Below are 25,558 nucleotides of genomic sequence, written 5' to 3' on the forward strand. Positions count from 1 at the left end.
CGACAGCGGTGAGCAAAGCGTTGCTCGGCTCAGGCAATCAACAGATCAATATTCCCAGAAGATCCGCTGCAGCTCTTTGCTGTCTTGGGTCTTGGTCATTGCGACCATCGCCAGAATCCGTGCTTTTTGCGGGTTCAGGTCGTGGGCGACGACCCAGTCATTCTTGTCATCCGGCTGCTCGGCGTTGCGCAGTACGAAACCGCCCTGGTTGACGTGGGAAGAGCGAATGATCTGCACGCCGTTTTTACGCAGCTCCTGCAGAGCCGGTACCACACGTGACGATACCGAGCCGTTGCCGGTGCCGGCATGAATCAGCGCCTTGGCGCCGTTTTGCGCAAGGGCCTTGTACGCGGTGTCGGTAACGTTGCCGTAGCCGTAGGCGATGTCTACGGCAGGCAGGCTGCTGATTTGCTTGATGTCGAACTCGGAGTTGGAGGTGTGACGCTTGGCTGGCAGGCGGAACCAGTACGATTTGCCTTCCACGACCATGCCCATCGGGCCCCAGGCGCTCTTGAACGCTTCGGTCTTGATGTTGATCGACTTGCTGACATCACGGCCGGATTGGATTTCGTCGTTCATGGTCACCAGTACGCCTTTGCCGCGCGATTGCTTGTCGCTGGCGACGGCTACGGCGTTGTAAAGGTTGAGCATGCCGTCAGCCGACATTGCGGTGCCCGGGCGCATCGAACCGACCACTACGATTGGCTTGTCGGTCTTTTCTACCAGGTTGAGGAAGTAGGCGGTTTCTTCCAGGGTGTCGGTGCCGTGGGTGATAACGATGCCGTCGACGTCGTTGCTGTCAGCCAGCTCGGCGACGCGTTTGCCCAGCTTGAGCAGGTCGTCGTTGCTGATGCTTTCGGATGCGATCTGCATGACCTGCTCGCCGCGCACATTGGCCAGTTGAGCCAGCTCGGGTACGCCGGCGATCAATTTGTCGATGCCTACCTTGGCGGCCTGATAGGTAGCGCTGTTGGCGGCGCTGGCGCCGGCGCCGGCAATGGTGCCGCCGGTGGCGAGAATCACCACATTGGCGAGCTTTTGTTGCTGCTCGGCTTCTTTGGCAGAAACTGCAGTCGGCAGGATCAGCAGCAGGGCGAGGGCGCCCGGGGCAAATGTCTTCAGTGCGGTTTTCATCGTTATTGTTCTCTCGATCTTCCTGGTGAGATTTATATGTCGCACAGCTTAGCAGGCAGGTTTCATACCAACGCAGCGGCGTGTCTGGGTTGAGCCACTCCCGGCGGGAGTTCGCTCATATGCCGAGACAAATCCAGCGATGGGATGTATTCGGCTTACCGAACGGATACAGGTAAAGTTGTTCGGTTTTCCGTGGCCAATCCGCGTAACCTGCCGCTGGCCCTGGTTTGCCAAAACAACGTCTCAGGCAATTGACAAAATCAGGGCTTGTTTCCATAGTGGCTTAACGCAAACGTTTGCGATCCGATAAAAAACACAAGATTCGGAGTCATCTCATGAAACTGCCGTTCCCCGGTCGTCTGCTGTCCCTCGCTATCGTCTCCTCGTTGGCGCTCGCACTGCCCCTGGCAGGTCAGGCTGAAGAAAAACCCAAGGTCGCTCTGGTCATGAAGTCGTTGGCCAATGAGTTTTTCCGCACCATGGAAGACGGCGCCAAGGCCTACCAAAAAGAGCACCCTAACGACTTCGACCTGGTAGCCAACGGCATCAAGGACGAGTCCGACACCAGCAACCAGATCCGCATCGTCGAGCAGATGATCGCCACTGGCGCCAACGCGCTGGTGATCGCGCCGGCTGACTCCAAGGCGCTGGTGCCGGTGATCAAGAAAGCCATGGATGCCGGCATCACCGTCATCAACATCGATAACCGCCTCGACCCCGAAGTGCTCAAGAGCAAAAATCTCAGCGTGCCCTTCGTTGGCCCTGACAACCGCAAGGGTGCCAGGCTGGTCGGCGACTATCTGGCCCAGCAAAAGCTCAAGCCAGGTGATCAGGTGGGTATTATCGAAGGCGTCTCCACCACTACCAACGCCCAACAGCGCACGGCTGGTTTCCAGGACGCCATGCAGGCGGCACAGATCAAGGTCGTTTCGGTGCAGTCTGGCAACTGGGAAATCGACAAGGGCAACGCGGTGGCGGCGGCCATGCTCAATGAGTATCCAGAGATCAAAGCGCTGTTGGCCGGCAACGACAGCATGGCGCTTGGGGCTGTCTCGGCTGTGCGTGCCGCAGGCAAGAAAGATCAGGTTCAGGTAGTCGGCTATGACAACATCAACGCCATCAAGCCGATGCTCAAAGATGGCCGCGTGCTCGCCACGCTCGATCAGGATGCCAAGAAGCAAGCCGTATATGGCATCCAGGCTGCGCTGCAGATGATCAAGGGCGAAAAAACCGCCGTCGATGCAGACAATGTCATCCAAACCCCGGTTGAATTGATCACCAAGCCGTGATCCAGGCAGGAGACCCGGCCATGTCTGCATCGGCCACGCAAACGGTGCTCGCGGTCAGCGGGCTGGGCAAGAGCTACGCCCAGCCTGTGCTGGCTGACGTCGAGCTGGAGCTGTACGCCGGCGAAGTGCTGGCGCTGACCGGTGAGAACGGCGCCGGCAAAAGCACGCTATCGAAGTTGATCAGCGGCCTGGAAATTCCCACCGTTGGGCACATGAGCTACCTCGGCCAACCTTACAGCCCTGCCAGCCGCAGTGCGGCAGAGGGGCTTGGGGTGCGTATGGTGATGCAGGAGCTGAACCTGCTGCCCACCCTGACGGTTGCCGAGAACCTGTTTCTCGACAACCTGCCCAGCCGTCTCGGCTGGATCAATCACAAGCGCCTGCGCCAGTTGGCGGTCGCCGCTATGGCGCAGGTGGGCCTGGACGCGATTGACCCGGATACCCTGGTCGGTGAGTTGGGTATTGGCCATCAACAGATGGTCGAGATCGCCCGCAACCTGATTGGTGATTGCCGGGTGCTGATCTTCGACGAGCCTACGGCGATGCTCACTGCCCGCGAGGTCGAGCTGCTGTTTGTCCAGATCGAGCGCCTGCGTCAGCGCGGCGTGGCTATCGTGTACATATCCCATCGCCTTGAAGAGCTGCAGCGTGTGGCCCAGCGCATCGCGGTGCTGCGCGATGGCAAGCTGGTGTGCGCCGAGCCGATCCAACGTTACAACAGTGCCGAGCTGGTCAACCTGATGGTCGGTCGTGACGTGGGCGAGCATATCGACCTGGGCAGGCGCCAGATCGGCGCGCCGCTGCTCAAGGTCGACAAGCTCAGCCGTGCCGGCAAGGTGTGCGAGGTTTCATTCGAGGTGAGGGCAGGGGAGATCTTTGGTATCTCCGGCCTGATCGGCGCCGGCCGTACCGAACTGCTGCGGCTGATCTACGGCGCCGACCGCGCCGACAGCGGCAGCGTTGCCCTTGGTCAGCCGCCGCAGCCGATCACTGTCGACTCGCCCAAGGCCGCTGTGCGTGCTGGCATTGCATTGATTACCGAGGATCGCAAAGGTGAGGGGCTGCTGCTGACGCAGTCGATCAGCGCCAATATTGCCCTCGGTAACCTGGGCGCCGTGTCCCGTGCTGGGGTCATCAACAGCGCTGCCGAAACAGCCTTGGCCGAGCGCCAGATCAGCGCCATGCGCATTCGCAGCGCAAGCCCGGCGCAGGCTGTCAGTGAGTTGTCCGGTGGCAATCAGCAAAAGGTGGTGATTGGCCGCTGGCTCGAGCGCGACTGCCAGGTACTGCTGTTCGACGAGCCGACCCGCGGTATCGACGTTGGCGCCAAGTTCGACATCTATGGCCTGCTTGCTGAGTTGGCGCGCCAGGGTAAGGCGCTGGTGGTTGTTTCAAGTGACCTGCGCGAACTGATGCTGATCTGCGATCGCATCGGTGTGCTCTCGGCGGGTCGCCTGATCGACACCTTCGAGCGCGATGCCTGGAGCCAGGATCAACTGCTTGCCGCGGCTTTCGCCGGTTATCAACAACGTGATGCTCTGCTGCATGAAGCAGCTCCCAGGATGGACCCATGAACAGCTCTCCCGTCGACACTCCCGCTCGCCGCAGCGGCACCTATCTGGGCCTGGGTACTTACCTGGGACTGGCCGGCGCATTGCTGGCAATGATTGTGCTGTTCTCGTTTATGAGCAGCCATTTCTGGTCGTACGCAACCTTCAGTACCCTGGCCAACCAGATCCCCGATCTGATGGTGCTGGCAGTAGGCATGACGCTGGTGTTGATCATCGGTGGCATCGACCTGTCGGTGGGCTCGGTGCTGGCCTTGGCAGCCTCGGCGGTCAGCGTGGCAATTCTGGGGTGGGGCTGGAGCGTGTTGCCCGCTGCGCTGCTGGGCATGGCAGTCGCCGCCCTGGCTGGCAGCGTCACTGGCTGCATTACCGTGGCCTGGCGTATTCCATCCTTTATCGTCTCGCTCGGTGTGCTGGAAATGGCCCGTGGCCTGGCCTATCAGTTCACTGATTCGCGCACGGCCTATATCGGCGATGCCTACGCCTGGTTTTCCAATCCAGTAGCATTTGGCATCTCGCCAGCCTTCATCATCGCCTTGCTGGTCATCGTCGTTGCCCACCTTGTACTGACACGCACGGTGTTCGGCCGCTACCTGATCGGCATTGGTACCAATGAAGAAGCTGTACGCCTGGCCGGGATCGACCCGCGGCCCTACAAGATCATGGTGTTCACCCTGATGGGCCTGCTCGCCGGCCTCGCCGCGCTGTTCCAGATTTCTCGTCTGGAGGCCGCCGACCCGAACGCCGGTGCTGGCCTTGAACTGCAGGTGATTGCCGCCGTGGTGATCGGTGGTACCAGCCTGATGGGCGGGCGCGGCTCGGTGATCAGTACATTCTTCGGGGTGCTGATTATTTCGGTGCTGGCCGCCGGGCTGGCTCAGATCGGCGCTTCCGAACCAACCAAGCGCATTATCACCGGGGCGGTCATTGTGATTGCCGTGGTGCTCGACACTTATCGCAGCCGGCGCGCGAGCCGGCGGAACTGAAACCATGGCAACCATCAAAGATGTCGCGGCAATGGCGGGGATTTCCTACACCACCGTTTCCCATGTGCTGAACAAGACCCGTCCGGTCAGCGAACAGGTGCGCCTGAAGGTCGAGGCTGCCATCGCCGAACTCGACTACGTGCCCAGTGCCGTAGCCCGCTCGCTCAAGGCGCGCAGTACCGCCACTATCGGCCTGTTGGTGCCTAGCAGCGTCAACCCGTACTTTGCCGAGCTGGCCCGGGGTATCGAGGATGGCTGCGAGCGTAATGGCTACTGCGTGATCCTGTGCAACTCCGACGACAATCCGCAAAAGCAGCGCAGCTACCTGCGCGTATTGCTGGAAAAGCGCATTGATGGCCTGGTGGTAGCGTCAGTCGGTGAAGACACTGACCTGCTGCAGAGCCTGGCCTGTGTGCGCACGCCGATGGTCATCGTCGACCGCGCGCTGGAGGGCGTAGATGCCGACCTGGTGCGGATCGACCACGAACAAGGCGCTTACCTCGCCACCCGTCACCTGCTCGAGCTCGGCCACCGCGACATCGGCTGTATTGGCGGGCCAGCCGAGACTGGGGTCAGCCAGTTGCGCGTGGCCGGTTTTCATCGGGCGATGGCCGAGGCGCAGGCTGAGGTCAGCGCAGCACGTGTGTTGCACTGTGATTTCACCAGCCCAGGCGGCCACGCTGCTGCGGCGCAGTTGCTTGACGGCCGGCGGCCCACGGCGATTTTTGCCGGCAACGACATGATCGGCTTTGGCGTCCTGCGCGCGGCCGCCGAGCGCAATATCAGCGTGCCTGGCGAGCTGTCGGTGATCGGTTTCGATGACATCGAGCTCAGTCGCTACGTATACCCGCCGCTGACCACTGTAGGCCAGTCGATTCGCGAGCTGGGCGAGAGTGCTGCCGAATTGCTGCTGTCGCGCATCGCCAGGCCGCGGCACGACGCCCCGGCCGAGCAGCGCATCATCGCCCCGCGCATCATCATGCGCGAATCTACCGGGCCACGCCCGGACCTGTTCAATGATTACCGCTAAGGACTTCCCATGCATGCCAAGGTAGTAGTGGTCGGCAGCCTCAACATGGACCTGGTTGCCCGCGCCGAGCGCTTGCCGCGAGCCGGCGAGACGCTGACCGGCGACGGTTTTTTCACGGTGCCCGGCGGCAAGGGCGCCAACCAGGCGGTGGCCGTGGCGCGCCTCGGCGCCAGCGTGGCCATGATCGGCAATGTCGGTGATGACGCCTATGGCCCGCAGCTGCTACAAGCGCTGCAGGTCGAAGGCGTTGAGTGTCAGGCAGTGGCTAGCTGCGCGGGTGTTTCCAGCGGAGTGGCGCTGATCGTGGTGGACGCTGCCAGCCAGAACGCAATCGTGGTGATCCCCGGTGCCAACGGCCTGCTCAGCGCCGAGTCGGTGCGGCGCGCTGACAGCTTGTTGCAGGCTGCTGATATCGTCATCTGCCAACTGGAAGTGCCCCAGGCAACGGTCGCCTGGACCTTGGTCCGAGCCCGTGAGTTGGGCAAGACGGTGATTCTCAATCCTGCCCCCGCTACCGGCCCGCTGCCGGCAGACTGGTTTACCAACATCGACTACCTCGCGCCCAACGAAAGCGAGGCCCAGGCCTTGACCGGCATTGCGGTGAGCGATCAGGACAGCGCCCGCCGCGCTGCCGAGCAGTTACTCGCGTTCGGGGTCGGCAAGGTGATCATGACCCTCGGTAGCGAGGGTGCTTTGGTGGTGAGCGCGCAAGGCTGCCAGCACTATCCGGCAACGCCGGTCAAAGCGCTCGACACCACTGCGGCCGGTGACACCTTTATCGGTGGCTTTGCCGCTGGCTTGGCGCGTGGGCTGAGTGAGGCTGAGGCGATCACCCTCGGTCAGCGCGCGGCCGCCATATCGGTCACTCGTGCGGGTGCGCAGCCCTCGATTCCCTATCTGGCGGAGCTGCAGCCATGAAAAAGACCGCTCTGCTCAATATTGCTCTGTCGCGCACGATTGCCGGTCTGGGTCATGGCGACATCGTGGTGATCGGTGATGCCGGCTTGCCGGTGCCGGTTGGCGTGGAATTGATCGACCTGGCCATTACCTCGGGCTTGCCGGACTTTGCCAGTGTACTGCGGGTGGTGCTGAGCGAAATGCAGGTCGAACGGCATGTCTTGGCGGCCGAGCTGTTCGAGGTCGCGCCACCGGCGTTGGCTGAAATCCAGCAGCTCAGCGCGCTGGGCTTGCTCGGCGTTCGCGAGCAGATGCCGCACGGTGAGTTCAAGCTGCTGAGTCGTCAGGCCAAGGTCATTGTGCGCACCGGGGAGTGCAAGCCATTCAGCAATATCGCATTGGTCGCTGGCGTCACGTTTTGACCTGTTGGCTTCGATCCGCCGTGGCGCGGCCTGAATTTGCAAACTGTTGGCGCAGGAGTGCCTTATGTTGAAGAAACTGTTGCAAGGAGCCGTCCTCATGGCCGCTGTAACCACCTCGGCGCTGCACGCCGCCCCGCGCGAGTTGATCATCGACACCGACCCTGGTGCCGATGACCTGGTGGCGCTATTTTTGGCGATGGCATCACCCGGGGAGCTGAACATTCGCGCGATCACCACGGTTGCCGGCAACGTGCGCCTGGAGAAAACCGCCCGCAACGCGCGTCTGGCCCGTGAGTGGGCTGGGCGCGAAGACATACCGGTCTACGCCGGTGCTGGGCGACCTTTGGTGCGCGCGCCCATCTACGCCGCTGAGGTTCACGGCGAGGAGGGCATTACCGGCGTGCAGGTGCATGAGCCAAAGCAAAGCTTGGCCGCGGGCAATGCGGTGCAGTATCTGGTCGATACCCTGAGCGCAGCCAAGCCACACAGCATCACCATCGCCATGCTTGGGCCGCAGACCAACCTGGCCTTGGCGCTGATCCAGCAGCCAGGGATCGCCCAAGGCATCAAGGAAGTCGTGGTCATGGGCGGCGCCCACTTCAATGGCGGAAACATCACGCCAGTCGCTGAATTTAATCTGTACGCGGACCCGCATGCCGCTGAGGTGGTGTTGGCCAGTGGCGTCAAGCTCACCTATCTGCCTCTGGATGTCACCCACAAGCTGCTGACCAGCGATGCTCGGCTCAAGCAGTTGAGCGCGGTCAACAACCGCGCCAGCAAGCAGGTCGTGGACATCCTCAACGCCTACATTCAGCATGACATGCAGCTCTACGGCATGCCCGGCGGGCCGGTACATGATGCGAGCGTCATTGCTTATCTGCTCAAGCCAGAGATGTTCAGCGGGCGGCAGATCCACATGAGTGTCGACAGTCGCGAAGGCCCGACCTTCGGTCAGACCGTTGCCGACTGGTATGGCGTGCTCAAGCAGCCCGCCAACGTCATGTGGGTAGAGGAGGGCGATGCCCAGGGCTTGTTCGATCTGCTCAGCGAGCGGCTGGCTCGATTGCCATAGCTGTAGCCTGGGGCGCGTAGCGCTCCAGCACTTGCTCTATAAAGCTGCGGGAGCCTTCGTTGCCGAGTTCGTGTACCAGCAGGTCCACGGCAATCAACATTAGCTCCTCGGCGGTGCCTGGTGCGTACGAGCGATGGCCCGCGGGTAAGTGGACCTGGATGTCGGCATCGATGCTGAGGCTGCGCATTGGAAATTTCTCGTTGGTTCGGACTATAGATCGAACACCGGGCCCTGGCGTTCGTAGGGAGGCATGCTGCACTCCACTTATTGCAGTAAATCATGCCTTTGCGTCAAGAGCCCTGCGACTTAGGCATAACAGTCCGTGCGCGACAAACTATTTATTCGGTGCAAAACCCGGTGACGATTGCTGTTTCCCCTCGCGGGCGCGAGTCAGGCACACTTGGGTGTTTTGCAACGAATATTGCGCACTACTGTCGCATACAGCAGTTCCCATGATGATTAGGAGGATTCATGTTCCGTACCCGTGCTTCTCTGGCAACCGTGCTGGTAGCTATTGCGCTGGCTGGTTGCAGCACTGGCAGCGCGCCGGGCGGTGACAACAGCGCACCGGCAGCCTCGGCTGGCAACGATGGCCGCTGCAACGCCAGCGGTGCTGACTTCACCGTAGGCAAACCGGGCACACCCGAGCTGCTTGAGCAGGCGCGCAAAGCCAGCGGCTCGCAAATGGCCCGCATCCTCAAACCGCACGATATGGTCACCCTGGAGTACCGCTCCGAGCGACTCAACCTCAATGTTGACGAGCAGGGTAACGTCGTCCGCGTCAACTGCGGCTGATTTGCTCTTTAATGGTCGCTGGCGCCATGGGCGGCGGCGACCAATCTGTAAAATTCAGGCATAAAAAAACCCGCCACGAGGGCGGGTTTTTTTACAGCATCCGAATTACTCCGGACGAACCTGTGCAGCCTGCATACCCTTCTGGCCTTTTTCGGCAACGAAGGAAACAGTCTGGCCTTCTTTCAGGCTCTTGAAGCCGTCGGATTCGATGGCTTTGAAGTGTACGAACAGGTCGTCGCCGCCGCCTTGAGGAGTGATGAAGCCGAAGCCTTTTTCATCGTTGAACCACTTGACGGTGCCGGTTTGGCGATTGGACATGGGGTGAATCTCCAGAAACGTAATTTTTTATCGGTGCAGATGTAGCCGAAGCTGCGTGCGCCAGGTACATCATAGTCTAATTCTGCGCGTGTCGCGCCTTTTAACTGCGAAGAAAACTGATACAGCGCAAATAAAGGCTCGGAAGCCCGCTGTTAGGCGGTCAACCTTTCGTCGTGCACGCCTGTTTTACCACAGTTTGAGCCTTTTGCATCAATTTCGCGTCAACACCGTCCTTGCTGTCGAGGTCTTCGATCTCAGCCTTGCTGAAATTCTTCTCGATTGCCTGGGCACCACACTTGCAGTGGGTGTCGGCGTCCTTGGCGCTGACGCCTTGCTGGGTGGCCACCTGCACGCATTGCTGCATGTAGGCGTCTTTCTTGCCGGCTGGCCAGTCGGCTTGGGCCGCCATGGGCAGCAGCAGTGCCCCCGCGGCGGTCAGGGCCAGAAGAGACTGAAGTCGCATAACCAGACACTCCCTTGATATAGGTCTGATGAAAATCGGATGCATCAGCAAATCTGATAGGCTTTTTTACTCACAGTTCACCGGATTTACGCATTTACCAAATATTCGTGCCTGGCCGCTAACCTGCGTGCTAGCATGCTCGGCTTGCAGTTGCCCAGAGGCAGCCAGCAGCTATCTTTCTATTTCCAGTCACTCTGGTTCGCCCCTGACAAGTCGAAAGGCTTCTGCCACTGTGAGGCAGGCTTCCTCTATTAAGGAAGGCAGGTCGGATCTTGTACTGGCTCATCCCAACCCACGTGACCTTTGGTAGGGGTCACCACTAGGAGAGGAGGCGCCATGCCCACCATTACTCTTCCCGATGGCAGTCAACGTTCGTTCGATCACGCTGTATCCGTAGCCGAAGTCGCCGCCTCGATTGGCGCTGGCCTGGCCAAGGCCACCCTGGCCGGTAAAGTCGACGGCAAGCTGGTCGATGCCTGCGACCTGATCGAGCACGACGCCACCCTGCAGATCATCACCCCCAAAGATGAAGAGGGGCTGGAAATCATCCGTCACTCGTGCGCCCACCTGGTCGGCCACGCAGTCAAGCAGCTGTACCCGACCGCCAAGATGGTAATCGGCCCCGTCATCGATGACGGCTTCTATTACGATATCGCCTATGAGCGCCCCTTCACCCCTGATGACCTCGCTGCCATCGAAAAGCGCATGCAGCAGCTGATCGAGAAAGACTACGACGTCATCAAGAAGGTCACCCCGCGCGCCGAAGTCATCGACGTGTTCCAGGCCCGTGGCGAAGACTACAAGCTGCGCCTTGTTGAGGACATGCCGGATGAGCAGACCATGGGTCTGTACCATCACGAAGAATACGTCGACATGTGCCGCGGACCGCACGTGCCCAATACCCGCTTCCTCAAATCGTTCAAGCTGACCAAGCTGTCCGGCGCCTACTGGCGCGGCGACGCCAAGAACGAGCAGCTGCAGCGCGTGTACGGCACCGCCTGGGCTGACAAGAAGCAGCTGGCTGCCTACATTCAGCGCATCGAAGAAGCCGAGAAACGCGATCACCGCAAGATCGGCAAGCAGCTAGACCTGTTCCACCTGCAGGAAGAAGCGCCGGGCATGGTCTTCTGGCATCCGAACGGCTGGACTGTTTATCAGGTGCTCGAGCAGTACATGCGTACTGTGCAGCGTCAGAACGGCTACCTTGAGATCAAGACCCCGCAAGTGGTCGATCGAATCCTCTGGGAGCGTTCCGGTCACTGGTCCAACTACGCCGAAAACATGTTCACCACATCGTCGGAAAGCCGTGATTACGCGGTCAAGCCGATGAACTGCCCGTGCCACGTGCAGGTGTTCAATCAGGGTCTGAAGTCGTACCGCGACCTGCCACTGCGTTTGGCCGAGTTCGGTGCATGCCACCGTAACGAGCCATCTGGCGCGCTGCACGGCATCATGCGTGTGCGTGGTTTCGTTCAGGATGATGCGCACATCTTCTGCACCGAAGATCAGGTCAAGAAAGAAGCGGCCGACTTCATCAAGCTGACCCTCGATGTCTATAAAGACTTCGGTTTCGTCGACGTCGCCATGAAGCTTTCGACCCGTCCGGCCAAGCGTGTCGGTTCGGACGAGCTGTGGGATCGCGCCGAAGGCGCCCTGGCTGATGCACTTAACGAATCCGGCCTGGAGTGGGAATATCAGCCAGGCGAGGGCGCCTTCTACGGCCCGAAAATCGAGTTCACCCTGCGTGACTGCCTTGGCCGTAACTGGCAGTGTGGTACCCTGCAGTACGATCCGAACCTGCCTGAGCGTCTGGACGCCAGCTACATTGCCGAAGATAACGCGCGCAAGCGCCCGGTAATGCTGCACCGCGCCATCCTCGGTTCGTTCGAACGCTTCATCGGTATGCTGATCGAGCACTACGCTGGCGTATTCCCGGCTTGGCTGGCGCCAACCCAGGCAGTGGTCATGAACATCACTGACAAACAGGCCGATTTTGCCCTTCAGGTTGAAAAAAATCTGACCGATAGCGGTTTTCGTGCCAAGTCTGACTTGAGAAATGAGAAGATCGGCTTTAAAATCCGCGAGCATACTTTGCTCAAGGTCCCGTACCTTTTGGTTATAGGGGACCGTGAAGTCGAAACGCAAACCGTCGCTGTGCGTACTCGCGAAGGCGCAGACCTGGGCTCCATGCCCGTCGCCCAATTCGCCGAGTTCCTTGCGCATGCGGTTTCCCGGCGTGGTCGCCAAGAATCGGAGTAATGATTATTAAGCGTGATATGAGAAACGATAAACGAGCTGCACCGAAGGCCCCGATCAACGAGAATATCTCTGCACGCGAGGTTCGGTTAATTGGTGCTGACGGTGAACAGTTGGGCATCGTCTCGATCGAAGAAGCGCTTCGTATCGCTGAAGAAGCGAAGCTGGATCTGGTAGAGATTTCTGCTGACGCCGTACCTCCTGTCTGTAAAGTCATGGACTACGGCAAAAGCCTGTTCGAGAAGAAGAAGCAGCAGGCTGCAGCCAAGAAAAACCAGAAGATCATCCAGATCAAAGAAATCAAGTTTCGTCCAGGGACGGAGGAAGGGGATTACCAGGTAAAACTACGCAACCTGGTACGTTTCCTAAGTGATGGGGACAAGACCAAGATCTCTCTGAGATTCCGTGGTCGTGAGATGGCCCACCAGGAGCTGGGTATGGAACTGCTGAAGCGGATCGAAGCTGATCTCGCCGAATACGGGACCGTCGAACAGCATCCGAAGATGGAAGGACGCCAACTTTTGATGGTCATCGCCCCCAAGAAAAAGAAATAACCACCAGGGCACGGCAGGCCTTGCGGTTATGTTTATCCACCCCAATGCGGAGTTACGAACATGCCAAAAATGAAAACCAAGAGCGGTGCAGCGAAGCGTTTCCTGAAAACGGCGACCGGCTTCAAGCACAAGCACGCTTTCAAGAGCCACATCCTGACCAAAATGTCGACCAAGCGTAAGCGTCAACTGCGTGGTAGCAGCATGCTGCACCCGTCTGACGTGGCAAAAGTCGCGCGCATGCTGCGCGTTCGTTAATTCTGGTCTAGATAGAGGAAGTTACTCATGGCTCGTGTAAAGCGCGGCGTAATTGCTCGTAAGCGTCACAAAAAAATTCTGAAACTGGCTAAAGGTTACTACGGTGCACGTTCGCGCGTATTCCGTGTTGCCAAGCAGGCTGTCATCAAGGCTGGTCAATACGCCTACCGTGACCGTCGCCAGAAAAAACGTCAGTTCCGCGCTCTGTGGATCGCTCGTATCAACGCTGGTGCTCGCGTCAACGGTCTGTCTTACAGCCGCCTGATTGCTGGCCTGAAAAAAGCGTCGATCGAAATCGACCGTAAAGTTCTGGCTGACCTGGCAGTGAACGAAAAAGCGGCGTTTGCTGCGATTGTCGAGAAAGCTAAAGCCGTTCTGGCTTAAGTACCCACGACAATCATCCGGCGGCGTATGCGCCGTCGGGTGTTGAACGTCATCGATAGGGGAAGAGCCTTCAAAGCTCTTCCCCTATTTTTGTATCTGGAGTCTGTACATGGAAAACCTGGACGCGCTGGTCTCCCAAGCCCTTGAAGCTGTGGAGCGCGCTGAAGACATCAATGCCCTGGAACAGATCCGGGTTCAATTTCTCGGCAAGAAAGGCGAGCTGACCCAGGTGATGAAGACCCTGGGCAACCTGCCAGCCGAAGAGCGCCCCAAGGTTGGAGCGCTGATCAACGACGCCAAGGAACGCGTCACCGAAGTGCTCAATGCGCGCAAGGCTGGCTTTGAAGAGGCCGAGCTCAGCGCTCGCCTGGCTGCCGAATGCATTGACGTGACCCTGCCGGGCCGTGGCCAGACCACTGGCGGCCTGCACCCGATCACCCGTACCCTCGAACGCATCGAACAGTTCTTCACCCACATTGGCTACGGCATCGCCGAAGGCCCTGAGGTCGAAGACGACTATCACAACTTCGAGGCGCTCAACATCCCCGGCCACCACCCGGCCCGGGCGATGCACGACACCTTCTACTTCAATGCCAACATGCTGCTGCGCACCCACACCTCGCCGGTGCAGGTACGTACCATGGAATCGACCCAGCCGCCGATTCGCATTGTCTGCCCTGGCCGCGTCTATCGCTGCGATTCGGATATCACCCATTCGCCGATGTTCCACCAGGTGGAAGGCTTGTTGATCGATCGCGACATCAACTTTGCCGACCTCAAGGGCACCATCGAAGAATTCCTGCGGGTGTTCTTCGAGAAGCAGCTGGATGTACGTTTCCGTCCGTCGTTCTTCCCCTTCACCGAACCGTCCGCTGAAGTCGACATTCAGTGCGTGATGTGTTCCGGCAAAGGCTGCCGCGTGTGCAAGCAGACCGGCTGGCTGGAAGTGATGGGCTGCGGCATGGTCCATCCGAACGTGCTGCGCATGTCTGGCATCGACCCGGAAGAGTTCCAGGGCTTTGCCTTCGGCATGGGCGCCGAGCGTCTGGCCATGCTGCGTTATGGCGTCAACGATTTGCGTCTGTTCTTCGACAACGACCTGCGGTTCCTGGCGCAATTCCGCTAGGCCACACCTCGACCATATTCAGGAGAACAGCATGAAATTCAGTGAACAGTGGCTGCGCGGTTGGGTAAACCCGCAAGTCTCCCGCGACGAGCTGGTTGCTCGTCTGTCCATGGCCGGCCTCGAAGTCGACAGCGTCACGCCGGCGGCTGGCCAGTTCAGCGGTATCATCGTCGGCGAAGTGCTCAGCACCGAGCAGCACCCGGATGCCGACAAGCTGCGTGTGTGCCAGGTCAGCAACGGCCAGGAGACCTTCCAAGTCGTCTGCGGCGCGTCTAACGTGCGCCCGGGCCTGAAGATCCCCTTCGCCATGATCGGAGCCGAGCTGCCAGGCGACTTCAAGATCAAAAAGGCCAAACTGCGTGGCGTTGAATCCAACGGCATGCTGTGCTCGGCTGCCGAGTTGCAGATCAGCGAAGAAAACGACGGCCTGCTTGAACTGGCCGCCGATGCGCCGGTTGGTCAGGACATCCGTGAATACCTCAATCTCGACGACGCCAGCATCGAAATCGGCCTGACCCCGAACCGTGGCGACTGCCTCTCGGTGGCCGGTATGGCGCGCGATGTCAGCGCCCTGTACGACGTGCCGGTTACCCGCATCGACGTGCCGGCCGTTGCCGCCAGCCACGACGAAGTGCGCTCGGTTGAAGTCTCGGCCCCGGCCGCGTGCCCGCGTTACCTCGGCCGCGTGATCCGCAACGTCGACCTGGCCAAGCCAAGCCCGCTGTGGCTGGTAGAGCGCCTGCGCCGCAGCGACGTGCGCAGCATCGACGCTGCAGTCGACATCACCAACTACGTGATGCTCGAGCTCGGCCAGCCGATGCACGCCTTCGACCTCGCCGAAATCAACGGTGGCATCCGCGTGCGGATGGCCGAGGAAGGCGAGAAGCTGGTCCTGCTCGACGGTCAGGAAGTCGCCCTGCGTAGCGACACCCTGGTCATCGCCGACCACACCCGGGCCCTGGCCATTGCCGGCGTCATGGGTGGCGAGCACAGCGGCGTGAATACCGAGAAGACCCGCGATCTGTTCCTTGAGAGCGCCTTCTTCGAGCCGATTTCCGTCGCTGGCAAGGCCCGTTCCTATGGTCTGCACACCGATGCCTCACACCGCTACGAGCGCGGCGTCGACTCGCAATTGGCTCGCGAAGCCATGGAGCGCGCGACCGCGCTGCTGCTGGAAATCGTCGGCGGCGAAGCCGGCCCGATCGTCGAAGCAGTCAGCGAGCAGCACCTGCCGAAAGTTGCGCCGATCACTCTGCGCGCCGAACGCATCAGCCAGATGCTCGGCATGGACATGGACCCAGCCCAGGTCGAGCAACTGCTCAACGCCCTCGAGCTGACCACCAGCGCTGATGGGGCAGGGCAGTGGACGGTACAAGTGCCAAGCCATCGCTTCGATATCAGTCTTGAAGTCGACCTGATCGAAGAACTGGCCCGTCTGTATGGCTACAACCACCTGCCAGTGCGCTATCCGCAAGCCCGTCTCGCCCCCAAAGGCGCGCCGGAAGCCCGCGGTGAGCTGCCAACCCTGCGCCGCCTGCTGGTAGCTCGCGGTTATCAGGAAGCAATCACCTACAGCTTCATCGACCCGAAACTGTTCGAGCTGTTCAGCCCTGGCGTCGAGCCGCTGCTGCTGGCCAACCCGATCTCCAACGACATGGCCGCCATGCGCGCCTCGTTGTGGCCTGGCCTGGTCAAAGCGCTGCAGCACAACCTTAACCGCCAGCAAGACCGCGTGCGCCTGTTCGAGAGCGGCCAACGCTTTGTCGGCCAACTCGGCGACCTCAAGCAGCAGCCGATGCTCGCCGGCGTCGTCACCGGTACCCGCTTGCCAGAAGGCTGGGCCAATCCACGCGATGGCATCGACTTCTTCGACGTCAAAGCCGACGTTGAAGCGGTGCTGGGTTACTCTGGCGCGCTCGGTGAGTTCAAGTTCGTCGCGGGCAAGCACCCAGCCCTGCACCCAGGCCAGACCGCCCGTATCGAACGCGACGGCAAGGAAGTCGGCTACCTCGGTGCTCTGCACCCAGAGCTGGCCAAGACCCTCGACCTGGATCGCCCGGTGTTCGTCTTCGAGCTGATCCTGGAAGAAGTGGTCGAAGGTTGCCTGCCGAAATTCAGCGAACTGTCCAAGTTCCCTGAAACCCGCCGCGACCTGGCCCTGATTGCCGGCCGTGATGTGGCCGCCAGCGACGTCCTTGAAGCAATTCGTGACAATGCAGGCGAATGGCTCACAGACCTCAGGCTGTTTGACGTCTACCAGGGTAAAGGCATTGATCCTGATAGAAAAAGCCTCGCGGTCGGCTTGACCTGGCAGCATCCATCGCGCACTCTTAATGACGATGAGGTGAATGCCACCCTGCAGTTGATCCTCACCTCGCTCGAACAAAGGTTGAACACCACGTTAAGGAAATAACGGCATGGGTGCTCTGACGAAAGCTGAGATGGCCGAGAGGCTGTACGAGGAGCTTGGGCTTAACAAGCGAGAGGCGAAGGAACTCGTCGAGTTGTTTTTCGAAGAGATCCGCCACGCGCTTGAAGATAACGAGCAGGTCAAGTTGTCCGGATTCGGCAACTTTGATCTTCGCGACAAACGCCAACGGCCGGGCCGCAACCCCAAAACTGGGGAAGAAATCCCGATCACCGCACGCCGCGTCGTCACCTTTCGTCCAGGGCAGAAATTGAAAGCCCGGGTTGAGGCCTATGCTGGAACCAAGTCATAACGACGAGCTGCCCCCCATCCCGGGCAAACGCTACTTCACCATTGGTGAAGTCAGCGAACTCTGTGCGGTAAAACCGCACGTGCTGCGCTACTGGGAGCAGGAGTTTCCCCAGCTCAACCCCGTCAAGCGTCGCGGCAACCGCCGGTATTATCAGCGCCAAGACGTGCTGATGATCCGCCAGATCCGCGCGTTACTGTACGACCAAGGCTTCACCATCGGCGGTGCGCGCTTGCGCATGTCCAGCGATGAAGCCAAGGACGACACGACGCAGTACAAGCAGATGATTCGGCAGATGATTGTCGAGTTGGAAGATGTGCTGGTGGTGTTGAAGAAATAACCTGATCCGACGAGTGGAAAGTTTTTCGAAAAAAAGCTTTCATTAATCAAAAGGTTAGGGTAGATTTTGTACCGTTCTCAGCAGTATCGAGAGCAGTTCGGGGCGTAGCGCAGCCCGGTAGCGCACTTGCATGGGGTGCAAGGGGTCGAGTGTTCGAATCACTCCGTCCCGACCAAAAATCCCTAGAAATCCAGACACTTAGCGGTGGCTGGATTTTTTTATGGGCGGCCGCGCGCAAAACTTGCGCAAAATGCGCGCAAAACTATCCGGCTATTTCAACGATATCCAAGTCGGCGTCGACTTCGGACCACACCACATCCTCGTGCCCCTTCTGGTAGTTCCTGGTCATGCCTTCGGTCGCATGCCCGGCAGTCTTCTGACCGTCCTTCCCGGCTCGCTTGTACAAGTGAAGGGAGAGGGCGCGCACTTCATGAAAACCTGGCATCTCTTCCTCCTTGAGGTCGCGATAACATCCAGCGGCATCCCTCGCATCTTTGAAAGCTCGCGTGAGAAACCTCTCGTCGATCTTCGTCCAGTGATCTTTCCCCTCTCGCTTTTTCTTCCGTTCTGGCCTGCGATGCACCAGGTATGGAGACAAAACATCATCTCTGCATCTGGTGATCACCTCGCCGAGGTGTTCGGTAACTCTCAGTTTTAGCCATCCGGCGTCGGACGTCTTCTCCGTTTTGCTCTGCACAACATACAGGTGACCTTCGCGCACATCCTCGAACTTCATATCGAGAATGTCGCTGCGGCGCTGCGCAGTGATGAGCGCTAAATCGACTGCGTTCTTGAGCCAGTGCGGCGATTTTTCCCGTATGGCTTTCAAGCCTTCCACTGTGTGCCGCTTGCGCTGCTTCTTTTCCAGCTTCGGGATTGTGTTGGAGGCAGGATTGTCCGGACACAGGCCCTTTGCTGCTGCGTGGTTGAGCACATCGATCAGTATCGCGCGTGCTTGGTTCCTTACACGTGGCGTGAGGGGTTTCTAGGAACTCGGCAACCATTCTGATCGTGATCTGGTCGATCGGGCGTTCGGCAAGTTCAGCCCGAATCTGCTTGAAACGAACCGCGTACAGATCGAGCGTAGCCTCTGCGAGTTCACGTGGCGGCAGCACGTCGCGCTCGTAAGTTGAAAGGAACTCGCCCAGGGTGACAGTGGTTTCGCCGAGCACCTCGGCCACCAAATCACCGCCACGCAGGAAAGTGATATTGAGCTGGGCGGCCGCATCGATAGCCCGAGCTCGATCATTGCCGAACTGAAACCACTTTCCGTCGGTGGGGCGACGATAGCGATATGTGCCCCTCCGGGCGTCGAAATATAGATTCATGGGCAGGCCTTTGTTGGCCTTGTTCCTTGGTCAGGGGACCATCATGCCGCTCCTTTCAGCACCATATCAACTAGGTGGTATCCGGTGACTCGTTGGTATGCAGCCCAATCGACGTACCAGATGTTTCCTATCCGCTCGCCTGGGATCTTGCGGTTACGAAGGTGATTGCGAATCGCTTGAGAGCACAGCGGGGTGCCGTTCGCATCCCACTTCCTACGCTGGAACTCGCTGATCTTGATGAGCTCATTTTTCATTATGGTCTCCACGCCGCCGGTGGCGGCAGGTTGGTGGTCAGGCCTAGCCTTCGGTGATGGAATCCTCGACTGACTGGGAGCGAGCATCGGCGGCGCCCAGGTAAACCCTGTTCAGCGCGGTGTTCTGCAGAACGCAGACTGCATCGGTGTCTTCGTCGTTTTCACTGAGAAAGGGCAGCGCCTGGTGGCGGTTCAGGTCGATGCCCACACCCTCAGGGACGTCAAAGCGGGTGATGACCGTGGTGGTCACGGTGACGATTTGCATGGCAATAGCTCTCCATGTCCGCGCATGTCGGCGGGCTTGAGTTGTAGGGGGTAGGCTGTTTGAATGCTTCGAGGTCGGTGTCGATCGTCACTTGAAAGCTTTGAGGCATGTGCTCAGCGATGAGTAGAATGCAGGGTGTTGTTTTGGAGCGTTTCTCATGGATGGGCCAAGCTGTGTGCAAAACACAGAGAAAGTAGTCAAGGCGATAGGCTTCTGGCCAAGATTTCACGATGCAGAAGTCATTTCAGTGTCTGTGTCCCGAAGCGGAGTTGGGTATGCGGCTTCCTCGTCCGCTCGTTTGTGCGTCAACGTTCGTCGTTACAAAGAAATTGGCCAAGGGACAGCAGACTACGAAGTAGTTTGTTTCCAAAGCCTCCTGATCGAGCTGTTGTTCTACGATTTGCACACCTTTTCTGTTGAAGACTTCAACCATCAGAACGTCATTGATTCAATAGGATTTTCGCGAAAGGCCGAGCAATTGATTGAAGTTAACGTCAGTTCAATATTCGGCTTTGGCGGGGTGATCAGATGTGCGCGGGTTGAGGTAGGAGATGTAACGACCCTGATGTAAATGCTATCTAGCTCTTGGCCAGCGTCTCAGCCTTCAGCGAGGAGTAAGTCTAGTGGTCTACCAACCCCGGACACCCATTTAGGCGAGAATGCTCGCCACAGAGAGGTGTCTGATGACCAAGCAACGCCGTACCTTTACTCCTGAGTTCAAGCGCGAAGCAGCCTGCCTGGTGCTCGATCAAGGCTACAGCCATGCTGAAGCAGCCCGTTCACTCGGCTTGGTCGAGTCGGCCCTGCGCCGGTGGGTCAATCAGCTTCAGCAAGAGCTCGGCGGCATCACGCCGGCCAGCAAAGCGTTGACGCCAGAGCAGCAAAAAATCCAAGAGGTGGAAGCTCGCATCACGCGTCTTGAACGCGAGAAGTCGATACTAAAAAAGGCTACCGCGCTCTTGATGTCGGAAGATCTCGAGCGTACGCGCTGATCCGTCAGCTCAGCGCCCATGAGCCCGTTGATTGTTTGTGCGAAGTGTTCGATGTCATTCGCTCAAGTTATTACGCACACCGTCACAAAAGACGAACTCCGGACGTTGAGCGACTGCGCTTGCGCAGTCGAGTGAATGAGTTGTTCACGCGAGGGCGAAGTGCGCCCGGCAGCCGCAGCATCAAGGCAATGATGCAAGAAGAGGGTGAGCAAATCGGGCGATTCAAGGTACGCAGCCTGATGCGTGAGCTGGCGCTGGTCAGCATGCAGCCAAGATCACAGGCGTACAAAAAGGCCACAGTGGAGCGGCCAGATATTCCGAACACCTTGAACCGAGCGTTTGATGTCGAGGCGCCAAATCAGGTCTGGTGTGGCGACATCACTTACATTTGGGCGCAGGGCAAATGGCACTATCTGGCGGTTGTTCTGGATCTCTCTGCACGCAGAGTGGTGGGCTGGGCCTTATCAGAAAAGCCGGACGCAGACCTCGTGGTCAAAGCGCTGGCAGTGACATTAGCCATACCTGATGAACCATTACAACTGGATCCGACCCCATCAATTCAACGATGGACTGGCTCCGGCAAAAGCTGAAGAAAAACTCAAAACCGTGTCCGGGATGAGCTGACCACTACACATTCTGGCTATCCGCCATCACGCAGGCAAAGAAAGGCCCGCGATGAGTAGAGCGGATTTAGAGGAATGTTCGCGAGAAGCTGTGGTGACCATAGGCGCGCGACTGTGGAAATGTCGTGAGCGGTCGCGATCAGTAGGAAGTGACTATGCTCTGGGCGAGCTGCTGGTCGGTCATCAGAGGAGGCGTGTATGTCGTGCGGTAAAAGCGTACGGCCTGCTCAAACTGAGCGCCGCGAATATCGCCTTCTGAGCCAATGAATGCGAGGGCGTCGTCCTTCGCCTTTATCATCATCGAGGGGCCGTAGACTGTGAATGCTGTGGTTCCACCGAGGATTATCGTTGGGACCATGGTGGTGACTGTCAGGGTTCTCTCTACGGGGTTCTTGACTTCAAACGCTACAGCGCCAGCGCTGATCGATGCCATAAAGACAATCGCTAGGGTCTTCCATGACTCCATTCCTTGATGCTTCCATTGCGATCTGAGGGCGACACGATAGCAGAGAAGGGGCTCAGCAGAAACAGCATTCCCGGCGCTGGGCCGGGCTGTATAAGGGTTCTTTTGTTTTAGCTGGGAAGAGATCTGTAGGCATATTGAATTTACCGGAAACCCACTCGTTGAAAATATAGCCAAGCGAACCGCTAGCTATGGCTGCATCAGCCTGCCTTGCAGTCAAGCAGATTTTCCTATGTATAGAGTTATAGGACGTCCTATAAAGAGCGTTTGCAGTGAGCATTTACGATCAACTGGTCGACCATTTCGGTGGACAGGTCAAGACCGCTAATTCGTTAGGGGTGAAGCAGGGAACCGTGTCGGGATGGGTCTCAGGACGCCATGGGAATGAGCGCAGTAACTGCTCTGCGTGCTCAGGCAGAGACTTCCGGGCTCTTCAGCGCTGTGGAGCTGGGCCCGGCACTACTCAAAGCTGAGATGGCGGCCTACGCGCTTGAGCAGACCGCAAAGATGATCAACGCAGCCGACTGAGGTAACCATGACAACAGAGCAACCCGACTGGGAGGCGATTGAACGAGCCTTCCGGGCTGGGGCGTGTCTCTTCCAAACAAGCACGATTTGGCGCATACCAACCTAATGTTGAGCTGATCTGCTCAGTGGTGTGGATCGATATGTCAGCACCAGCTACCTTGAGGGTTCACGCAAGGAGTTAGGACATGTCAGATAAATACGTTGGAAAGTTCACGGGTGTAGGCACGGACAATGTGAAGTACGTGATTAACATCTATCAGGATGAGACAGTTGAGCGCTCATCACGAGGCATGGTTCGACATGAAGGTGTGAAGCATTTCGAAATGCAACACGGTGGTGACGTGAAAAAGATTTCTGAGACTGAGTACGAAATTGTGGCCACGGGAGTGAGGGTCACTGTGTGTGATGCCCAAAACTAACAGTGTTGGTCAGTAATGCCGCTATCTGGATGAGCGCGCTGAATGTTAGGCCGGATGAATTAATGATCATGCCTAGCCTGCGTCGAACGTCAGACCCCGTGCGAATCCCTATCCCCTGCATCGAAGCAATTCTTGCCGCGCCATTATTTCAAGCCCAAGGTGATCTATGGATAGGCCATATCCACCATCGTCACTGCTTGAGCTGTCCGATCTGTCCGACTTCGGCATCAGCCTGACCCCAGCCCCCGAAGTTTGGGAGTGGATCCAGGCCGAGATACTCGCCACCACCGGCAGCATCCACTACGAAGAGCATGGTCACCTCATCGACGCCAATGTCGGCGTGCTGTGGGCGTCCTCTGCATTCGCGAAGAAGGGCAGGACGGTGCTGGGCCAGGCCGAGCAGCTGATGATCCGCGCCGGTGGCTGGCAGAAGGCCCGGCAAGAGCAACAGATGCGTGACTGGTTCGGCGAAGAGCCAGAGTTCCTGATCACCCTTGCCGCTGACTATTGCGCCCAATACACCGAGGCTGAGTTCTGCGCCCTCGTCGAGCACGAGCTCTACCACATAGCGCACAAGCTCGATAAGTACGGCGCCCTGGCATTCACCCAAGACGGCCTGTCCAAACTTGAGATGCGTGGGCATGACGTCGAGGAGTTTGTCGGCGTGGTGCGTCGCTACGGCACCAGTCATGACGTACAGCAGCTGATTGACGCTGCAAGCCGGCCGTCTGAGGTGGCCAAGATCAACATTTCGACGGCCTGCGGAACCTGTCTGCTCAAGTCGGCCTGACTTTGACAGTACTTTGACGGATGTCCACCTACGGCCGCACTCAGAGGCGACGTGAAAGCCTTTGTGGTACCGGCGCTCGCTTGCTTTGACACGCCATCCCAAGTCGTTGCCTCTGTCAAAGCAGAATTCGGGTTTGAAGTCCGCACCTATGATCCGCCGGTGAAGCTGACGCCGAAGCAGGCGAGCATCTGTTGCTGGGGGTTTCAGCCAGAGGCGCGCTTCCGTGATGCGGTGTGTGGGCGTCGATTCGGCAAGACCTTCCTCGGCAAGGCAGAGATGCGCCGCGCGGCACGCCTGGCTGCGGGTGGGGCGTGAGCGTCGAGGACGAGATTTGGTACGGTGCTCCGACCTTCAAGCAGGCCAAGCGGGGTGTTCTGGCGCCGGCTGAAGCAGGCGATCCCCGTTGGATGTGCGACAGACCATACCTTCCGCTTTCAGTCGGCCCGGCGGTCTAATAGAAAAATTCCATATTTTTATAGGCGCATACTCGATGCAGCTCAGAGTTTCTGAGCGTTGAGAGGTGCGTATGTCCAGAGATAGATATGGGATCGATAGTGATAGGCTGGTAAGCATGCCGGCTGATAAAGATAACTATCAAGGTGATCAACAAGATCAAGCCGATAAAAATCGTTCAGAGGATCGCGCCCGTTACGTACAGAATCCGCCCTTTCGGAGTGTGAATAGGCAAGGGCCGCCGGATTTGTCAGGTTCACCCACTGTTAAACGTTACATATATCAAAAGCATCCCTGGGAATAATCTCCGTATTGGGGCTCAAGTGATCATCTGATCCTTTGGATTAAGTCGACAGAGCCCAGTCCCGCGCTGGGCTTTTTGCATTTCAAACACCGATGGTCAGCGATACTGCTGGAGGAGGGCTGACTCCATGCTGGCTAGCTCCACAGCCGCAGCGGTGAGGTGTGACCCGACCGACATACCGTAATCTTGGTCAAACCCGAATATCGACGCTGCATGAGCGCCAAGTTTCAAGGCCTTGTCGCGAGGGTTCGGGGTTTGGCCAAGTCTGTGGGTACTGACCGGCATCATGAGATCCTAGCTGCATACGGCCGCGCTCTTGCAACCTTCAACCGCGGACGGTGGCAGCATGGCTGCTTATACTTAAAACTGAATCCCCCCGGACTCTCTAGACACCTTGCAAGCTTCAAACTCTACCGGCGACAGCTGATTGTTGGTTTGCCAGGGCGGCGTCGATACCCTGTCTGAGAGCGCAGACCCTTCAAGACGCATCAGCCTTGCCACACGATGGCGACCACAGTCTTCACCTGCCTCGCGCAGATCGTCATGGATTTTGCGATACCCATAAACGCCGCCGCTCTCCAACCACCAATGCTTGATTAAGCCCAGTAGTCGCTGATCGTCTTTGGCGCGCACAGATTGCGGTTCAGACAGCCAGGCGTAGTAACCGCTGGGATGGACCTTCAGCGTCAGGCAAAGCCGTCGAATCGAATAGTCGCCCGCGTGCTGCCTGATAAAGGCGTACTTAGCCGCACTCCTTGGCAAAGTACGCGGCGGCCTTTTTTAATATGTCTCGCTCTTCAGTGACGCGCTTGAGTTCTGCTCGCAGACGACGCAGTTCAGCGTGCTGATCATCGTCCTGCTGCCGTTCTTCTTGAGGTTTGCTGTAGCGCTTTATCCAGGCATAGAGGCTATGCGTCTACACGCCGAGACGAGCCGCCACATCAGCGACAGGCAGCTTCTTTTCGGTCACTTGATTGACCGCTTGGATTTTGAATTCTTCGGGATATCGTGGGTTGCTCATGGCACCTCCTAATTGGCCTCAGTTTAAGGCAAAGAAGTGTCTGCGAAACCCGGGGCGATTCAGTCATCACCTTCTTGCGGGCATGCAGGCGCCGCCTGTGCGGGGGAGGCACTCATCGCTTGAGGGATGATATCCTCCGCTTACCAAACAAGGAGAGTGGTAATGGGCTGGCGGGAGAGGCATAAAGCGTTTCAGGAGTGGTTCACGCCGCGGCGACGTCGGCGAGCGGGCGGAACGTTGCTTGCCGTCTGGGCTGTCGGTATCTGCATTTACCCAAGCACGTATTGGGTCTACCTGATGATTCCAGGAATCATGTGGTTCATGAGCGCTTGGCCGGCTGAGCTTCATGACAAAAGTTGATGAGCAAATTCAAAAACGACACTGCATATCTTTCATCCAGTTTTGCGCTTCGCTGTTGATCAGCCTTGCAAGCGCTCAAGTCTTTGCTTTCGGGGACATGAGGCAGCTTCCCGGCTCTGAGATCGTGGTATTAAACGGGTCAGGTGTCCCTA

Annotated in this window: 28 protein-coding genes, 1 tRNA gene and 4 pseudogenes; 23 read left to right on the plus strand and 10 right to left on the minus strand. The window is 58.4% G+C overall.

The features are described from left to right. Positions 1-45: 45 nt before the first annotated feature. A complete protein-coding gene (locus M2396_RS03005; RefSeq protein WP_101320642.1) occupies positions 46-1,134 on the minus strand; it encodes an asparaginase in 1,089 nt (362 codons plus the stop codon). A 335-nt stretch (positions 1,135-1,469) separates the two neighbouring features. On the opposite strand from M2396_RS03005, the gene M2396_RS03010 reads away from it, so the two are divergent. From M2396_RS03010 to M2396_RS03040, 7 genes are all read left to right on the plus strand, one after another. Beyond that, complete coding sequence (locus M2396_RS03010) at positions 1,470-2,423, plus strand: sugar ABC transporter substrate-binding protein (RefSeq protein WP_220633877.1); 954 nt, start codon at positions 1,470-1,472, stop codon at positions 2,421-2,423. Positions 2,424-2,443: 20 nt separating this feature from the next. After that, positions 2,444-3,997 (plus strand): sugar ABC transporter ATP-binding protein, encoded by a 1,554-nt coding sequence (locus M2396_RS03015; RefSeq protein WP_259072947.1) that lies wholly within the window; start codon positions 2,444-2,446, stop codon positions 3,995-3,997. Then, entirely contained in the window at positions 3,994-4,977 is a 984-nt protein-coding gene (locus M2396_RS03020) for an ABC transporter permease (RefSeq protein WP_101320636.1), read from the plus strand. The genes M2396_RS03015 and M2396_RS03020 overlap by 4 nt, the downstream gene beginning before the upstream one ends. Positions 4,978-4,981: 4 nt before the next feature. Then, on the plus strand, positions 4,982-6,007 hold the full coding sequence (locus M2396_RS03025) for a LacI family DNA-binding transcriptional regulator (RefSeq protein WP_259072949.1): 1,026 nt from the start codon (positions 4,982-4,984) through the stop codon (positions 6,005-6,007). A gap of 9 nt (positions 6,008-6,016) precedes the next feature. Continuing rightward, positions 6,017-6,925 (plus strand): ribokinase, encoded by a 909-nt coding sequence (gene rbsK, locus M2396_RS03030; protein ID WP_259072951.1) that lies wholly within the window; start codon positions 6,017-6,019, stop codon positions 6,923-6,925. Beyond that, positions 6,922-7,326 carry a D-ribose pyranase gene (rbsD, locus tag M2396_RS03035; RefSeq protein WP_259072952.1) on the plus strand — a complete coding sequence of 135 codons (405 nt, stop codon included), beginning with the start codon at positions 6,922-6,924 and terminating at the stop codon, positions 7,324-7,326. Before rbsK ends, rbsD begins: the two co-directional genes overlap by 4 nt. 64 nt (positions 7,327-7,390) lie before the next feature. Beyond that, on the plus strand, positions 7,391-8,398 hold the full coding sequence (locus M2396_RS03040; protein WP_101320628.1) for a nucleoside hydrolase: 1,008 nt from the start codon (positions 7,391-7,393) through the stop codon (positions 8,396-8,398). On the opposite strand, the gene M2396_RS03045 is transcribed toward M2396_RS03040, so the two are convergent. Then, positions 8,370-8,585: a hypothetical protein gene (locus tag M2396_RS03045; protein WP_259072953.1), complete on the minus strand. Its 216-nt coding sequence runs from the start codon at positions 8,583-8,585 to the stop codon at positions 8,370-8,372. The two genes, M2396_RS03040 and M2396_RS03045, sit on opposite strands and share 29 nt — an antisense overlap. A 284-nt stretch (positions 8,586-8,869) precedes the next feature. Between M2396_RS03045 and M2396_RS03050 the strand changes: the two genes are divergently transcribed. Beyond that, entirely contained in the window at positions 8,870-9,193 is a 324-nt protein-coding gene (locus tag M2396_RS03050; RefSeq protein ID WP_259072954.1) for an I78 family peptidase inhibitor, read from the plus strand. A 105-nt stretch (positions 9,194-9,298) separates the two neighbouring features. Here the strand turns inward: M2396_RS03050 and M2396_RS03055 are convergent, their stop codons facing one another. Both M2396_RS03055 and M2396_RS03060 read right to left on the minus strand, forming a co-directional pair. Continuing rightward, positions 9,299-9,511, minus strand: coding sequence for a cold-shock protein (locus tag M2396_RS03055; RefSeq protein WP_003179963.1), 213 nt, complete (start codon positions 9,509-9,511; stop codon positions 9,299-9,301). Between the two features lie 160 nt (positions 9,512-9,671). Beyond that, positions 9,672-9,974, minus strand: a complete 303-nt coding sequence (locus M2396_RS03060) for a hypothetical protein (protein WP_101320622.1) — start codon at positions 9,972-9,974, stop codon at positions 9,672-9,674. A gap of 336 nt (positions 9,975-10,310) precedes the next feature. Here M2396_RS03060 and thrS point away from each other — a divergent pair, with 336 nt between their 5' ends. From thrS to M2396_RS03105, 9 genes are all read left to right on the plus strand, one after another. Further along, entirely contained in the window at positions 10,311-12,233 is a 1,923-nt protein-coding gene (thrS, locus tag M2396_RS03065) for a threonine--tRNA ligase (protein ID WP_259072990.1), read from the plus strand. Further along, positions 12,233-12,784: a translation initiation factor IF-3 gene (gene infC, locus M2396_RS03070; protein ID WP_178080772.1), complete on the plus strand. Its 552-nt coding sequence runs from the start codon at positions 12,233-12,235 to the stop codon at positions 12,782-12,784. Before thrS ends, infC begins: the two co-directional genes overlap by 1 nt. 60 nt (positions 12,785-12,844) lie before the next feature. Further along, positions 12,845-13,039, plus strand: a complete 195-nt coding sequence (gene rpmI, locus M2396_RS03075; protein ID WP_028696462.1) for a 50S ribosomal protein L35 — start codon at positions 12,845-12,847, stop codon at positions 13,037-13,039. 27 nt (positions 13,040-13,066) lie between these two features. Then, positions 13,067-13,423, plus strand: coding sequence for a 50S ribosomal protein L20 (gene rplT, locus M2396_RS03080; protein ID WP_043860801.1), 357 nt, complete (start codon positions 13,067-13,069; stop codon positions 13,421-13,423). 109 nt (positions 13,424-13,532) lie between these two features. Further along, entirely contained in the window at positions 13,533-14,549 is a 1,017-nt protein-coding gene (gene pheS / locus M2396_RS03085) for a phenylalanine--tRNA ligase subunit alpha (protein ID WP_101320618.1), read from the plus strand. 31 nt (positions 14,550-14,580) lie between these two features. Continuing rightward, complete coding sequence (pheT, locus tag M2396_RS03090) at positions 14,581-16,962, plus strand: phenylalanine--tRNA ligase subunit beta (protein WP_259072997.1); 2,382 nt, start codon at positions 14,581-14,583, stop codon at positions 16,960-16,962. 4 nt (positions 16,963-16,966) lie between these two features. Next, positions 16,967-17,269: an integration host factor subunit alpha gene (gene ihfA / locus M2396_RS03095; protein WP_002553164.1), complete on the plus strand. Its 303-nt coding sequence runs from the start codon at positions 16,967-16,969 to the stop codon at positions 17,267-17,269. Further along, positions 17,250-17,606, plus strand: a complete 357-nt coding sequence (locus tag M2396_RS03100) for a MerR family transcriptional regulator (RefSeq protein ID WP_101320614.1) — start codon at positions 17,250-17,252, stop codon at positions 17,604-17,606. The genes ihfA and M2396_RS03100 overlap by 20 nt, the downstream gene beginning before the upstream one ends. A gap of 98 nt (positions 17,607-17,704) precedes the next feature. Continuing rightward, positions 17,705-17,781: transfer RNA gene (locus M2396_RS03105), tRNA-Pro, on the plus strand. Positions 17,782-17,868: 87 nt separating this feature from the next. Here the strand turns inward: M2396_RS03105 and M2396_RS24235 are convergent. From M2396_RS24235 to M2396_RS03120, 4 genes and pseudogenes are all read right to left on the minus strand, one after another. Then, entirely contained in the window at positions 17,869-18,540 is a 672-nt protein-coding gene (locus tag M2396_RS24235; protein WP_401182952.1) for a tyrosine-type recombinase/integrase, read from the minus strand. 325 nt (positions 18,541-18,865) lie between these two features. Next, positions 18,866-18,934, minus strand: a pseudogene (locus tag M2396_RS24240) (hypothetical protein); the annotation flags it as partial. A 41-nt stretch (positions 18,935-18,975) separates the two neighbouring features. After that, entirely contained in the window at positions 18,976-19,188 is a 213-nt protein-coding gene (locus M2396_RS03115) for a hypothetical protein (RefSeq protein WP_259073088.1), read from the minus strand. A gap of 43 nt (positions 19,189-19,231) precedes the next feature. After that, on the minus strand, positions 19,232-19,453 hold the full coding sequence (locus M2396_RS03120) for a hypothetical protein (RefSeq protein WP_259073090.1): 222 nt from the start codon (positions 19,451-19,453) through the stop codon (positions 19,232-19,234). Positions 19,454-19,610: 157 nt separating this feature from the next. Between M2396_RS03120 and M2396_RS03125 the strand changes: the two genes are divergently transcribed. Together M2396_RS03125 and M2396_RS03130 are read left to right on the plus strand one after the other, a co-directional pair. Then, on the plus strand, positions 19,611-20,024 hold the full coding sequence (locus M2396_RS03125; protein ID WP_259073092.1) for an immunity 50 family protein: 414 nt from the start codon (positions 19,611-19,613) through the stop codon (positions 20,022-20,024). Positions 20,025-20,136: 112 nt separating this feature from the next. Further along, a pseudogene (locus tag M2396_RS03130) lies at positions 20,137-21,069 on the plus strand (IS3 family transposase). 138 nt (positions 21,070-21,207) lie between these two features. Here M2396_RS03130 and M2396_RS03135 read toward each other — a convergent pair. Then, entirely contained in the window at positions 21,208-21,534 is a 327-nt protein-coding gene (locus M2396_RS03135; RefSeq protein WP_259073093.1) for a DUF2388 domain-containing protein, read from the minus strand. Between the two features lie 381 nt (positions 21,535-21,915). On the opposite strand from M2396_RS03135, the gene M2396_RS24155 reads away from it, so the two are divergent. The 4 genes and pseudogenes from M2396_RS24155 to M2396_RS03155 all read left to right on the plus strand — a co-directional run. Next, positions 21,916-22,059: a hypothetical protein gene (locus M2396_RS24155; RefSeq protein WP_310504215.1), complete on the plus strand. Its 144-nt coding sequence runs from the start codon at positions 21,916-21,918 to the stop codon at positions 22,057-22,059. Between the two features lie 185 nt (positions 22,060-22,244). Beyond that, entirely contained in the window at positions 22,245-22,478 is a 234-nt protein-coding gene (locus M2396_RS03145; protein ID WP_259073094.1) for a hypothetical protein, read from the plus strand. A 166-nt stretch (positions 22,479-22,644) separates the two neighbouring features. Beyond that, the gene (locus tag M2396_RS03150; RefSeq protein ID WP_259073095.1) at positions 22,645-23,268 is read left to right on the plus strand and encodes a putative metallopeptidase; all 624 of its coding nucleotides are present in this window, start codon (positions 22,645-22,647) and stop codon (positions 23,266-23,268) included. A 33-nt stretch (positions 23,269-23,301) separates the two neighbouring features. Then, positions 23,302-23,409, plus strand: a pseudogene (locus tag M2396_RS03155) (DUF2280 domain-containing protein); the annotation flags it as partial. Positions 23,410-24,459: 1,050 nt separating this feature from the next. Here the strand turns inward: M2396_RS03155 and M2396_RS03160 are convergent. Next, positions 24,460-25,046: pseudogene (locus M2396_RS03160) on the minus strand (IS3 family transposase); the annotation flags it as partial. Positions 25,047-25,558: the final 512 nt, after the last annotated feature.

Source organism: Pseudomonas sp. BIGb0278 (assembly GCF_024809895.1).
Classification (GTDB): Bacteria; Pseudomonadota; Gammaproteobacteria; order Pseudomonadales; family Pseudomonadaceae; genus Aquipseudomonas; species Aquipseudomonas shirazensis.